At 73.3% G+C, this 12,230-nt stretch carries 11 protein-coding genes and 3 tRNA genes; 4 read left to right on the top strand and 10 right to left on the bottom strand.

Features of this window, described 5'->3' with window-relative positions:
• Nucleotide 1: 1 nt before the first annotated feature.
• Together AB0I49_RS17225 and AB0I49_RS17220 are read left to right on the top strand one after the other, a co-directional pair.
• Complete coding sequence (locus tag AB0I49_RS17225; RefSeq protein ID WP_363227774.1) at nt 2-1,255, top strand: MFS transporter; 1,254 nt, start codon at nt 2-4, stop codon at nt 1,253-1,255.
• Nucleotides 1,256-1,296: 41 nt separating this feature from the next.
• Nucleotides 1,297-2,196: a phosphoribosylaminoimidazolesuccinocarboxamide synthase gene (locus AB0I49_RS17220; protein WP_363227773.1), complete on the top strand. Its 900-nt coding sequence runs from the start codon at nt 1,297-1,299 to the stop codon at nt 2,194-2,196.
• Between the two features lie 137 nt (nt 2,197-2,333).
• Here the strand turns inward: AB0I49_RS17220 and AB0I49_RS17215 are convergent, their stop codons facing one another.
• Together AB0I49_RS17215 and AB0I49_RS17210 are read right to left on the bottom strand one after the other, a co-directional pair.
• On the bottom strand, nt 2,334-3,344 hold the full coding sequence (locus AB0I49_RS17215; protein ID WP_363227893.1) for an SDR family NAD(P)-dependent oxidoreductase: 1,011 nt from the start codon (nt 3,342-3,344) through the stop codon (nt 2,334-2,336).
• A 20-nt stretch (nt 3,345-3,364) separates the two neighbouring features.
• The gene (locus tag AB0I49_RS17210) at nt 3,365-4,570 is read right to left on the bottom strand and encodes a UDP-N-acetylglucosamine--N-acetylmuramyl-(pentapeptide) pyrophosphoryl-undecaprenol N-acetylglucosamine transferase (protein WP_363227772.1); all 1,206 of its coding nucleotides are present in this window, start codon (nt 4,568-4,570) and stop codon (nt 3,365-3,367) included.
• 127 nt (nt 4,571-4,697) lie between these two features.
• Between AB0I49_RS17210 and AB0I49_RS17205 the strand changes: the two genes are divergently transcribed.
• Together AB0I49_RS17205 and AB0I49_RS17200 are read left to right on the top strand one after the other, a co-directional pair.
• Complete coding sequence (locus tag AB0I49_RS17205; protein ID WP_363227771.1) at nt 4,698-5,393, top strand: response regulator transcription factor; 696 nt, start codon at nt 4,698-4,700, stop codon at nt 5,391-5,393.
• A 41-nt stretch (nt 5,394-5,434) separates the two neighbouring features.
• Entirely contained in the window at nt 5,435-6,934 is a 1,500-nt protein-coding gene (locus tag AB0I49_RS17200; RefSeq protein WP_363227892.1) for a HAMP domain-containing sensor histidine kinase, read from the top strand.
• A gap of 23 nt (nt 6,935-6,957) precedes the next feature.
• Here AB0I49_RS17200 and AB0I49_RS17195 read toward each other — a convergent pair.
• The 8 genes from AB0I49_RS17195 to AB0I49_RS17160 form a co-directional block, all read right to left on the bottom strand.
• Nucleotides 6,958-7,030: transfer RNA gene (locus AB0I49_RS17195), tRNA-Gly, on the bottom strand.
• 33 nt (nt 7,031-7,063) lie between these two features.
• Nucleotides 7,064-7,771 (bottom strand): response regulator transcription factor, encoded by a 708-nt coding sequence (locus AB0I49_RS17190; protein ID WP_363227770.1) that lies wholly within the window; start codon nt 7,769-7,771, stop codon nt 7,064-7,066.
• Nucleotides 7,772-7,833: 62 nt separating this feature from the next.
• Nucleotides 7,834-9,324: a histidine kinase gene (locus AB0I49_RS17185; RefSeq protein WP_363227769.1), complete on the bottom strand. Its 1,491-nt coding sequence runs from the start codon at nt 9,322-9,324 to the stop codon at nt 7,834-7,836.
• A 39-nt stretch (nt 9,325-9,363) separates the two neighbouring features.
• Nucleotides 9,364-10,191, bottom strand: a complete 828-nt coding sequence (locus AB0I49_RS17180; protein ID WP_363227768.1) for an ABC transporter permease — start codon at nt 10,189-10,191, stop codon at nt 9,364-9,366.
• Nucleotides 10,191-11,132 (bottom strand): ABC transporter ATP-binding protein, encoded by a 942-nt coding sequence (locus tag AB0I49_RS17175; protein ID WP_363227767.1) that lies wholly within the window; start codon nt 11,130-11,132, stop codon nt 10,191-10,193. The genes AB0I49_RS17180 and AB0I49_RS17175 overlap by 1 nt, the downstream gene beginning before the upstream one ends.
• 192 nt (nt 11,133-11,324) lie before the next feature.
• A tRNA-Gly gene (locus AB0I49_RS17170) sits at nt 11,325-11,397 on the bottom strand.
• A 76-nt stretch (nt 11,398-11,473) separates the two neighbouring features.
• A tRNA-Gly gene (locus AB0I49_RS17165) sits at nt 11,474-11,545 on the bottom strand.
• A gap of 87 nt (nt 11,546-11,632) precedes the next feature.
• Nucleotides 11,633-11,950 (bottom strand): Lsr2 family protein, encoded by a 318-nt coding sequence (locus tag AB0I49_RS17160; protein ID WP_363227766.1) that lies wholly within the window; start codon nt 11,948-11,950, stop codon nt 11,633-11,635.
• Between the last annotated feature and the right edge of the window lie 280 nt (nt 11,951-12,230).

Raw genomic sequence — 12,230 nt, 5'->3', positions numbered from 1 at the left:
CATGAGCACGTCCGCAGACCATCTGAACGCAGCGGCCGGGACGGCCCCGGCCCCTGGCCCCGCGCCCTCCGTCCCCCGCCGGGACTGGCTGCGCGCCGGCTGGATCATGACCGCGTCGGGCTGGAGCGCCAACCAGTTCTCGGCGCTGCTCGGCGCGTACCGCGGCGGGGCGGGCCTGTCCACGGCCGCGACCACCGGCCTCTTCGCCGTGTACGTGATCGGCCTGATCCCCGGCCTGCTGCTCGGCAGCCCGGCCGCCGACCGCCTCGGCCGCCGCCGGGTCGCGCTGGGCGCGCTCGCCCTCTCCGCGCTCGCTACCTGCACGCTGATGGCGGGGGCGGGGGCCGTGTGGCTGCTGTGGCCGGGGCGGTTCCTGACCGGTCTCGGGGCGGGGGCGCTGCTCACGGCGGGCAGCGTGTGGATCAAGGAGCTGTCCTCGCCGCCGCACGGCACCACGGCCGCGCCGGGCGTCGCCGCGCGCCGCTCGGGGCTCTTCCTCTCGGCAGGGTTCGCGACGGGCGGCCTCGCGGCGTCGTTGCTCGCGGAGTGGGCGCCGTACCCGATGGTCACGGCGTACGTGCCGCATCTGGTGCTGTCGGCGGCGGCGGGGGCGACGGCGTTCGGCGCGCGCGAGACGAGCGGCGCGGGCCCGGCGGCACAGGCCCCCGCCCTCGCCCCCGCCACGGGACGAACGGGAGGGCGCTTCCTGAAGCTGGTGGCCCCGGTGGCCCCGTGGGTGTTCGCGGCGCCGACGCTCGCGTTCGCGACGCTGCCGGGGCTCGTCGACGGGGGCCTGGACGGCTGGCGGACCGTGTACGCGGGGGTCGCCACGGCCGTCACGCCGGGGAGCGGGCTGCTGGTGCAGCCGCTGGCGCGCCGCCTGGCCGCCCGCCACCGGATGGGGACGGCGGTGGCCGGGATGGCGGCGGTGGCCGTCGGCCTGCTCGTGGCGGCGTTCGCCGTCGCACACGCCGACCCGGCCCTCGGGCTGGTCGCCGCCGCGCTGATCGGGGCGGGGTACGGGCTCTGCGTGACGTACGGGCTCACGGAGGTCGCCCTGCTCGCGCCGCCCGGCGCGCTGGCCCGGCTCACCTCCCGGTTCTGGGTCCTCGCCTACCTGGGCTTCTTCGCCCCGTACGGCTTCACGCTCCTCAGCGGCCCCTTCGACCCCGCCGCGATCTTCCTTTCCGCCGCGGGTCTGGCCGTCGTCACAGGCATCGGAGTGACCCTCGCGGGAAGTCGGGCGGCGGAGTAGGGAAGAATCGGGGGCCTTGGAGCAACCCACCGGGAGGATTCGTGTCCGGATTCGTCGAGAAGCCCGATCCCGTAGAGGTGCCGGGTCTTGTGCATCTGCACACCGGAAAGGTTCGCGACCTCTACCACAACGACACCGGCGAGCTGGTGATGGTCGCCAGCGACCGCACCTCCGCCTACGACTGGGTGCTGCCCACCGAGATCCCCGACAAGGGGCGGGTGCTCACACAGCTCTCCCTGTGGTGGTTCGACAAGCTCGCGGACCTGGTGCCGAACCACGTCCTGTCCACCGACCTCCCGGCGGGCGCGCCCGCCGACTGGGAGGGCCGCACGCTCGTCTGCAAGTCCCTGGACATGGTGCAGGTCGAGTGCGTGGCGCGCGGCTACCTCACGGGCTCCGGCCTGGTGGAGTACGAGAAGACCCGTACGGTCTGCGGGCTCGCGCTGCCGGAGGGGCTGGTGGACGGGTCCGAGCTGCCGTCGCCGATCTTCACCCCGGCGACGAAGGCCGAGGTCGGCGAGCACGACGAGAACGTCAGCTACGAGGAAGTGGCCCGGCAGGTGGGCCCCGAGACCGCCGCCCAGCTCCGCCAGACCACGCTCGCCGTGTATACCCGCGCCCGCGACATCGCGCGCGAGCGGGGCATCATCCTCGCCGACACGAAGTTCGAGTTCGGCTTCGACGGCGACCAGCTCATCCTGGCGGACGAGGCCCTCACCCCCGACTCGTCCCGCTTCTGGCCCGCCGACCAGTGGCAGCCCGGCCGCCGCCAGGCGTCCTTCGACAAGCAGTACATCCGCGACTGGCTCACCTCCCCCGCCTCCGGCTGGGACCGCCACGGCGAACAGCCCCCGCCGCCGCTCCCGAAGGAAACGGTGGAACAGACCCGCGCCAAGTACGTGGAGGCGTACGAGCGGCTCACGGGGACGCCTTGGGGGTAGCGGCGCGGTCCGCGCCGATCCGGCCCGTCCCGCGATCGAGGACGGGCGGCATCCGATCCAGCCCGTCCGGCGTTTGAGGACCGGGGTCCGGGGCGGAGCCCCGGGTGGGAGCGCCGCGTCGGACCCCGGCGGCGGCCTCAGACCTGGTACCGGTCCCCGGCGAACAGCCGAATGTTGGCGCGGACCCACTCCGACGTCCGCTCCAGCCCCTCCGCCAGCCCCACCCGAGGCTCCCACCCCGCCCACTCCGCGGCACGGGAGTTGTCCGAGAGAAGCCGCTCCACCTCGCTCCCGCCCGGCCGCAGCCGCCCGGTGTCCACGACGACCTCCGCGTCCCGCCCGGACGCCTTGATCAGGGACTCGGCGAGGTCGCCGATGGAGATCTCGCGGCCCGTGCCCAGATTGACGACGTGCCCGACCGCGCGGTCGCACTCGGCCATCGCGAGGAACCCCTCGGCGGTGTCGGTGACATACGTGAAGTCGCGGGTCGGCGTCGTCGAGCCGAGCCTGATCTCGCGGGCGCCGGAGTGCAGTTGGGCCAGGATGGCAGGGATGACGGCGCGCGCGGACTGCCTGGGGCCGTACGTGTTGAAGGGCCGTACGACCGTCACCGGCAGCTCGAAGGCGTGCGCGTACGACAGCGCCATCATGTCCGCGCCGATCTTCGAGGCGGAGTACGGCGACTGCGGCTGCAACGGGTGCGCTTCGCTGATCGGCGCCGTCAGCGCGGTCCCGTACACCTCACTGGTCGAGGTGTGCACCATCCGCCGCACCCCATGCCGCCGGCACGCGGCGGCGACATTCTGCGTACCGACCACATTGGTCTGCACATACGCCTCGGGCGCCTCATAGCTGTACGGAATCCCGATCAGCGCCGCCAGATGGAACACCGTGTCGCACCCGGCGACCGCGTCCATCACCCGCCCCGCGTCCCGAACGTCCCCCGCCACCATCTCGACGGGGGAGCCCACCGCGAGATAGCGCGCGAGGTACCCGCGCTCCGCGTACGGCTTGTAGTGCACGAGCGCCCGCACCCGCGCCCCGCGCTCCACCAGCAGGTCCACGAGCGTCGAGCCGATGAAGCCCTCGGCGCCGGTGACCAGGACCGTACGACCGGCCCAACTGCTCTCGTCCGTCAGTGCGTCCATGCGTGCGTCCATGCGCGCGTTCATGCGTGTGTCCTCTCAGTGAAAGTGTCGGAAAGCGGGGCGGACGGGGCCCGCCCCGCCAGCCGCAGCACCCACCCCGCCATCAGCTCGGCCGCCCGCGCGTGCGTGCCCGGGTCCGCCGCCGCGCTCATCGCCGCCAGCCGCGCCGGCTCGGCCAGCAGCGGTTCGACCAGTTCGGCCAGGCGCGCACCACTCGTCTCGCCGTCCGGCAGCAGCAGCCCGGCCCCCGCGTCGGAGAGCACCCGCGCGTTGTGCGTCTGGTGGTCGTGCGGCGCGTGCGGATACGGGACGAGGACGGCCGGCATCCGTACGCTCGACAGCTCGGCGACCGTCGCCGAACCCGCCCGGCACACCACCAAGTCGGCCGCCGCGTACGCGAGATCCATCCGGTCCAGATAGCCGACGGCCCGCGCCGACTCGGCGCAGCCGTCCGCGACGAGCCGCGCCCGTACCGCGTCCAGCGCCTGCGGCCCGGTCTTGATCACCAGCCGTACGTCCGGCCGGAACCGCCACCGCCGCGCCAGCTCCACCGCGGCCTCCGTCAGCCGCGCCGCGCCCAGGCTGCCGCCGTTGAACAGCACCAGCCGCGCGCCCTCCGGCACCCCGAACTCCGCTCGCGCCTCGGCGCGCAGCGCCGCCCGGTCCAGCCCGGCCACCGCCCCCACCAGCGGCATCCCGACCGTCTCGGCGGACAGGGCGGCCTTCGTCGGCAGATGCTCGCGGCTGCGGTCGAAGGCCAGCGCCACATTGCGGGTCAGCGCGGTCGCGAACCGGTTGGCGCGCCCCGGCACCGCGTTGGACTCGTGGACGAGCGAGGGCCGCCCGGCCAGCCGCGCCCCGAGCACGGCGGGCGCGCTCGGATAGCCGCCCATGCCGACGACGACCTCCGCGCCCTGCGCCTCGATCAGCCGCCGGGCCTGCCGCCCGGAGCGCAGCAGATCCGCCGGGAGGAGGAAGCGGCGCGAGCCGAGCGAGGGGTCGAAGGGGATCATGTCGACGGTGTGCAGCCGGTATCCGGCGGCCGGGACCAGCCGGGTCTCCAGCCCCCGTTCCGTGCCGATGAAGCTGATCACGGCATCCGGTTCGGCCCGCCGGATCGCGTCGGCGACGGCCAGTCCGGGATAGATGTGCCCGCCGGTGCCGCCCGCCCCGACGATCACCGAGAGCGGGCCGCGCGGCCCGTGGGTGTCGTGTGCTGTAGCCATGGAGGCAGCGTCGCGAGCTGCTCTAAGAGGGTTTTAAGAACCGTTCTGCCAAGGTATGCGTGGAAACGCACCCACGTGAGAGGCCCCGCCCATGCCCGACGCGCAGCCCCCGGGGCCCCTTGACCGAGTGGATGTCCCGCCCGACATCCTCGCCGTGGACGACGACCCCGAGGTGCTCGCCGCCGTCGTCGACGGGCTCACCGTCGAAGGGTATGCGGTCCGCTCCGCCGCCGACGGCCTCGAAGCGCTCTCCGCCATCGCCGCCGCCCCGCCCGCCGCCATCGTCCTCGACCTCGCGATGCCCGTGCTCGACGGCCTCGCCGTCTGCCGCCGGCTGCGTGAGATGGGCGACCGTACGCCCGTACTCGTGCTCACCGCCCGCGACGCCGTCTCCGACCGCGTCGCGGGCCTCGACGCCGGAGCCGACGACTACCTCGTCAAGCCCTTCGCGCTGAACGAGCTCTTCGCCCGGCTGCGCGCCCTGCTGCGCCGCGCCTCCGCCGCCCTGCCGCCGCCGGACGAGGCGGAGCTGGCCTTCGCCGACCTCACCGTCGACCCCGTCACCCGCACCGGCCGGCGGGGCGGCCACCGCATCGACTTCACCCGCACCGAGTTCACCCTGCTCGAAGTCCTGCTGCGCCACCCCGGCCAGGTGCTGCCCCGCGAGACGATCCAGCAGCTCGTCTGGGGTACGGACTTCGGGCCGGACTCCAACTCCCTTGCCGTGTACGTCGGTTACCTGCGCCGCAAGCTGGAGGCGGACGGCGCGTCCCGACTCGTCCACACCGTGCACGGCATCGGCTACCTGCTGGCCGAACGGTGAGCGGCGGCCACCGGCGCGCCCCGCTGAGCCGCCGCAGCCCCCTGAGCCGCAGCCCCCTCAGCCGCAGCCCCCTCCGCACCCGCCTCGCCCTCGTCACCTCCGCCGCCGTCGCCCTCGTCGCCCTCGGCGTGCTCGCCGCCGCGTACGTCGTCATCCGCTACGAGCTCGTACGGCAGCTGGACCTCCAGCTCACCCAGCAGTCCACGCTGATCAAACAGGAGGACTGGAGCGGTAAGACCGGCGCGCTGCAAAGCGACTGCCGCTGGCTCTCCGCCCCCGCCTGCGCGCAGATCGTCCCCGCCGACCCCGGGAAGACCGGCGCCCCCGGCAAGCTGGCCCTGCCCGTCACCGAAGCCACCCGGCAGGTCGCCGCCGGCGACCGCGGCGCGTACTACAGCGACATCACCCACCAGGGCCACCCGCTGCGCATGCTCACCACCCGCACCAAGAACGACCGCGCGCTCCAGGTCGCGATCCGCTCCGACATCGTCGAGAAGGGCGTCCGGCAGGCGGGCCTGCTGCTCGGCGCGGTCGGCGGCGCGGGCGTGCTGCTCGCCGCGGTCCTCGGCTACTTCGCCTCCCGTACGGCCCTGCGCCCCGTCACCCGCCTCACCGCCACCGCCGAACGCATCGCCGCCACCCGCGACCCCGCCCACCGCATCGAACTCGCCCCCTACGAGGCCCGCCGCCAGGACGAGATCACCCGCCTCGCCGACAGCTTCAACACCATGCTCGGCGAGCTGGAGCAGTCGGTGGCGGCCCAGCGCCGCCTCGTCGCCGACGCCTCCCACGAACTGCGCACCCCGCTCACCGCGCTGCGCACCAACGCCGAACTCCTCGCCCGCGCCGAACGGCTCTCCGCCGCCCAGCGCGACCGGGCCGCGGGCGCGCTCGGCCGCCAGCTCCGCGAGGTCACCGGCCTGGTCAACGACCTGATCGAGCTGGCCCGCGAGGAGGAGCCGCAGCCGCTCGTCGAACAGGTCCGGCTGGACCTCCTCGCGCGACGCTGCGTCGAGCAGGCCCGCGAACACTGGCCGGACACGCCGTTCACGGTGACGCTCGCCGCCGTCGGTACGGGCACGGGCACGGGTACGAGCACGGGGGCAGGGACAGGGACAGAGGCAGGAGCGGCAGAGGTTACGGGCCCGGCGACCGTCCCCGGCGTCCCCGCCCGCCTCGCGCGGTTGATCTCCAACCTCCTCGACAACGCGGCCAAGTTCAGCCCGCCCGGCGGCGCGGTCGAGGTCGCCCTCACCGGCTCGTACGGCGGCGGCCTCGATCTCACCGTGCGCGATCACGGCCGCGGCATCGCCGCCGAGGACCTCCCGTACGTCTTCGACCGCTTCTACCGCTCCCGCCAGGCCCGCGCACTGCCCGGCTCCGGCCTCGGGCTCGCCATGGCCCGCCAGATCGCCCGCGCGCACGGCGCGGAACTCACCGCCGAACAGGCCGAGGGCGGCGGCGCCCGCTTCCGCCTGCGCTTCCCCGGCGGGTCCACCGGCGGATTCCTGCCCGAGAATGCCGAAGGCCCCAGCCGCTGAACGGCTGGGGCCTTCACTCTCTGAGCGGACGACGAGACTCGAACTCGCGACATCCACCTTGGCAAGGTGGTGCTCTACCAACTGAGCTACGTCCGCGTGCGCCGCGCTGTGCGTGCGGTGCGGAACCAACTATAGCCAACCTTGAGCGCGCGCTGTGCGTGCTGCGGCATGACGGTTCTCCGCACCGAGTTTCGCGGCGGCCGCCGAGAGGTAGTTGCGGACGGTTCCCTGGGTCAGTCCGGCCCGCTCGGCGATCTCCGCGATCGGCGCCCCGTTCTCCGCCAGCTCCAGCAGTTCGGCCTCCCGGGCGGTCAGCGGGGAGTCCCCCGAACTGATGGCGTCAGCTGCCAATTCCGGGTCCACATAACGGCTTCCGGCGTGCACGGTACGGATGATCTCGGCGAGCCGCTGCGCCGAAACGGTCTTGGGTACGAACCCCCGCACCCCCGCCTCCAGCGCCCGCTTCAGATGGCCGGGCCGCCCGTGGCTCGTCACGATCATGGTGCGGCAGGCGGGCAGTTCGGCCCGCAGGGATGTGGCGACCTTCACACCGTCCGCCCCCGGCATCTGAAGATCCAATACCGCCACGTCCGGCCGGTGCGCCCGCGCCATGGCCACCGCCTCCGGCCCGGTCGCGGCCTCGGCGACGACCTGGAGATCGTCCTCCAGCCGCAGCAACGCGGCCAACGCCCCTCGGATCAAGTGCTCGTCGTCGGCGAGCAGCACCCGAATAACCGCCCCCGCGCCCCCGACCGCCCCCGCGCCCGGCCCCTGGGCCGCCCCCGCGCTCAATCCGCCCGCCGCTCCCGGCCCATCGGCCGACCTGTTCGCTCCCATGACCCGCTCTCCTCCAACTGCCCGCGCCGTACCCGATGCCCCGTTCCGCCCGTTCCCCGCCGCTACGGAGCGCCCTCCGCCGCGCCGCCCCGTAGGCTGTTCCGCCCCCCGAGCCGAAGCCGGGGCAGCCTGCGGGCCGCGCCCCGGAGGGCGGGACGGCGACCGGCCGACTCCACCGGGGCGTACGGCAGGGCGGCCTCCCCGCCGCCGACCCTGCCGCCGTCCCCGCCGCTTTCCCAGCCATCCCCGTCCCCGGCCGCCCCCGCGCCCAACGGCACCCGCGCCGTCAGCCGGAACGAGCCCCCCGCCCGATGCTCGGCCACGACCGTGCCGTCGAGGTCCGCGAGACGCTCCCGCAGCCCGTTCAGCCCCGAACCGCCCCCGCCGGACGCGGCCCCCGCCACCACCCCGTCGTTGTCCATCACGAGCACGGCCACGCCCCCATCGGCCCCGGCCCCGGACCCGGCTGTCACCGACACCCGCACCGCGCAGTGCAACGCCTCGGCGTGACGCAGCACATTCGTCGTGCCCTCCCGTACGACCCAGCCCAGCGCCGACTGCACCGCCTCCGGCAGCGCGCCCCCGCCGCCGGCCCCGGTCCCGTACTGCGCCGTGGTCCGGGCGCCCGCCGCCGTGCCGACCGCGTCCATGTCGACCCGGCAGTCGATCCCGGCGGCGGCCAGCACGCTCCGCGCGCCCGCCAGCTCCGTGTGCAGATCGGCCTCGCGGTAGCCGCGCACCACGTCCCGCACCTCCCGCTGGGACTCCCGCGCGATCCGCTGCACCTCGGTCATCTCGTCCAGCGCGGCGGGCGACCCGCGCCGCGCGAGCTGCACCGCCAGCTCGCTCTTGAGGGCGATCACCGCGAGGTTGCGGCCCATCACGTCGTGCATGTCCCGCCCGAACCGCAGCCGCTCCTCCGCGACCGCCAGCCGCGCCTGCGTCTCGCGCGCGGCCTCCGTCTCCCACACCACGGACAGGTGCCACCCGGAGCAGCGCACCACGGAGGCCACCCACAGCCCCACGACGAAGGTGACCAGCGCCACGGCCATCAGCCCGGCCCTGCCGACGCCGGCCGGAAGGAACGCCAAGGCCGCCAGTACCGCCGCGACGGCGCAGCCGAGGACGTACGTACGCAGCCGCACCATCAGACACACCGCCCCGGCGACCGGCAGCAGGCTCGCGATCGGCACCCATCCGCCCCCGGAGGGGTGCTTGGGCTCCCCGTGCGCGACGAGCGCCACCAGGATGGCCAGCGAGCCCAGCAGCGGCACCGCGTGGACCGCCAGCCGCCGCCACGGGGCCTCGCCCTGGCCGAGGTAGCAGGCGAGCGCCCGCCGGGTCAGCCCGACCCCGAACACGCAGTGCACGAGGCACAGCGCGATCAACGCGCCCGCCAGGACAGGTTGCTCGCTGTCGGCGAGCAGCGCGGGGGCGCCCAGGGCGAAGAAGAACCACGGGAACCCGTACAGCGTCCACCGCGTGTAGCAGTCGACCTTCGAGACCTTAGACCTCTCCCGCCACCGCACCCGCCGCGCCCCTCGCCCGAACATGCGCCCCCTACTCCCTGCCGGGCCGGCCCCGCCGGCCCCTCACCGCCGCGATTCCCAGCGGAACCACTTCCGTACAGCAAACACGGCCAGTACGACCCAGGCCAGCGCGGTCCCCAGGTACCCCAGCGCCTCGTACAGCCCGAGAGTCCCGAGCCAGCCGCCGCGCATCAGCTCCACGACGGGCGTCATCGGCAGCAGCTTGCAGACGTCCCCGACGACGTCCGGCATGACCGTCAGCGGCACGACCATCCCCGAGCCCGCCACCGAGAGGAGCAGCAGCGGCATCGACAGCAGCTGCGCGCTCTCCGCCGTCTTCGCGCCCGCGGCGGTCACGGCGGCCAGCGCCACGAACAGGACGACGCCCAGCACGAACCCGGCGATCAGCAGGTCGGGCCGGGCCGGTACGCGCAGGTGGAGCCAGGCCGCACCGGCCACCAGCAGCACCACGCACTGCGCGAGCGCCAGCCCCACGGCGGGCAGCGCGGAACCGGCCAGGATCTCCGGGTCGCTCGCCTCGCTCGTACGGAGCCGCTTGAGCACCAGCTCCTCGCGCCGGGCGACGAACGCGCCGGACAGGTTCTGGTAGACGGCGAAGATCAGCACGAAGCCGAACGCCCCGGTCAGCGACGTCTCGTTGACCGACATCCCGGTCTTCGCGATGTCGATCTTCGCCGTCGCGGAGCGCATCGCCCACACCATGAAGACCGGCATCAGCAGCGCCATGTACAGCGCGGTCTTGTTGCGGCTCATCAGCGTCGCCTCGGCGCGCCCCAGCGCCAGCATCCGCGTCGCCGTGACGGCCGCCGCGCTCCGGGGAGCCGCCCCCGCCGCCGTCCGCACCGCTTCCCCGCGTTCCGTCACAGCCATCAGGCGGCCCTCCCCGCGATCGACAGGAACGCCTCTTCCAGCGAGGCGGTCCGCGGGTCCAGCCCGGTCAGCTCCACGTTTTTCTCCCGTGCCCAGAGCAGCAGCCCGGTCAGCGCCCGCTGGAGCTCACGGGTACGCAGCTCGACGCCCCGGTCGGTCTCCGTGTAGTCGTCCACGCCCAGCTCGCCCAGCGGCGGCAGATCGCCGACGAACCAGCCCTCGGGCAGCGAGAAGCGAATCCGGGCCGGGTGCGCGGCGATCACGTCGGCGAGCGTCCCGGAGGCCGCGATTCGTCCCTTGTCCATGATCGCCACCCGGTCGGCCAGCTCCTCGGCCTCCTCCAGGTAGTGCGTGGTCAGCAGGACGGTCGTGCCGTTCTCGCGGAGCTCCCGCACCAGCCGCCAGGTCTCGTGCCGGGCCTCCGGGTCGAGCCCGGTCGTCGGCTCGTCGAGGAAGAGCACCTCGGGCCGGCCCAGCAGCGCCAGCGCCAGGTCCAGCCGGCGGCGCTCGCCGCCGGAGAGCTGCTTGACCCGCACGCTCCGCCGGTCCGCCAGCTTCACCAGGTCCAGCGCCTCGTCCACCGGCCGCGCCCCCGTCGTGCACCCGGCCCACATCCGTACGGTCTCGGCCACCGTCAACTCGGCCGGGAATCCGCCCTCCTGGAGCATCACCCCGATCCGGGGCCGCACCATCCGCCGTTCCCCGTACGGATCGTGGCCCAGCACCCGCACCGAGCCGCCGCTCGGCCGGGCCAGGCCCTCGATCAGCTCCACCGTGGAGGTCTTGCCCGCCCCGTTCGTCCCGAGCAGCGCGAACAGCTCACCGCGCCCCACGCGGAACGAGATGTCCCGCACCGCCTCGAAACTCTTCTTGCCGTCCCCGGGCGGCCCGTAGCGGCGGCGCAGCCCGGTGACGTCGATCACGTTCTCCCCGATGTCCATGGTTCAAGGGTTTCGTGCGGCCGGCGTCATGGTCAGTGCGAGCTGTCATCAGTGCGACTGACGAATGTCATATGCCCGGGGTGGCGGACATACGGGCCAGGTATGCGAGACGGGTATACGGGGCGGGATTACGGGAGGGGCCGTGAACACGACGAAGGCCCGGTCTCCAGGAGACCGGGCCTTCATTCTCTGAGCGGACGACGAGACTCGAACTCGCGACATCCACCTTGGCAAGGTGGTGCTCTACCAACTGAGCTACGTCCGCACGCGACCGGTCAGCTCGCACTGACCGGCACTTCCATCAACCCCGCTGATCCACTCGCGTGGAACAAGGAGATGAGAGCGGGTGACAGGAATCGCACACTGCGCCTCCCCCTTGGAAAGGGGGCGCTCTACTACTGAGCTACACCCGCGTGATCCGTGAGTCCTGGCTTTTCCGGCCCGGCCCCTCGGTGTGCTCCAGACTGTAGCGGATCACCTGGGGTGTCATGCAAATCGGCTCAGGCGGCGGCGTTGAAGGCCTCGTAGACCTTCTTGGGGATGCGGCCGCGGGGCGGCACGTCCATGCCGTTCGAGCGGGCCCAGGCGCGCACGGCGGCCGGGTCGGGGGCGACGGCGGTGCGCCGGTAGACCTTGCCGGAGCGGGACTGCTTGCGGCCGGCCTCCAGGTAGGGGGCGAGGGCCACGCGCAGTTTCTTCGCATTGGCGGTGTTGAGGTCGATCTCGTACGACTTACCGTCGAGGCCGAAGGCGACCGTCTCCGCGGCTTCCCCGCCGTCGATGTCGTCGGAGAGTGTGACCACTACGCGCTGCGCCACGAAAATCGGTCCTTTCGGCCAGCAGCTCCACGAGGACGTGCGGAGATGCGATGGGGTCGGTTGTTCCGGATCAATGCTTTTTCATTTGTACAGCGACAGACATTGCATTGTGAAGCCCAGTTAATTCCGCCCGCGTGTCCCTCCGCAATCCGGACAGTACGTTTTTCCCGGAATTTTCCCCGGCGCTTACGCGCGGCGCTGCCTGAACGCGACCGTGCGGCGGGAGTTGGGCCGGTGAAGACCCCATCGTATCTACGCGAGTAGACTTTTCGGGCGGGTA

It is taken from the genome of Streptomyces sp. NPDC050617 (genome assembly GCF_040654795.1).
In the GTDB taxonomy this organism is placed as follows: domain Bacteria; phylum Actinomycetota; class Actinomycetes; order Streptomycetales; family Streptomycetaceae; genus Streptomyces.
Note: the sequence above shows the minus strand (reverse complement) of the source record. Positions and strands in the feature narration are given on the sequence as shown.

Bases quoted from the DNA above. Each gene is read 5' to 3' on its own strand.
- AB0I49_RS17190 (WP_363227770.1), bottom strand. From the start codon at position 7,771: ATGGGAGCGAACAGGTCGGCCGATGGGCCGGGAGCGGCGGGCGGATTG.
- AB0I49_RS17210 (WP_363227772.1), bottom strand. From the start codon at position 4,570: ATGGCTACAGCACACGACACCCACGGGCCGCGCGGCCCGCTCTCGGTG.
- AB0I49_RS17225 (WP_363227774.1), top strand. From the start codon at position 2: ATGAGCACGTCCGCAGACCATCTGAACGCAGCGGCCGGGACGGCCCCG.
- AB0I49_RS17180 (WP_363227768.1), bottom strand. From the start codon at position 10,191: ATGGCTGTGACGGAACGCGGGGAAGCGGTGCGGACGGCGGCGGGGGCG.
- AB0I49_RS17185 (WP_363227769.1), bottom strand. From the start codon at position 9,324: ATGTTCGGGCGAGGGGCGCGGCGGGTGCGGTGGCGGGAGAGGTCTAAG.
- AB0I49_RS17215 (WP_363227893.1), bottom strand. From the start codon at position 3,344: ATGGACGCACTGACGGACGAGAGCAGTTGGGCCGGTCGTACGGTCCTG.
- AB0I49_RS17175 (WP_363227767.1), bottom strand. From the start codon at position 11,132: ATGGACATCGGGGAGAACGTGATCGACGTCACCGGGCTGCGCCGCCGC.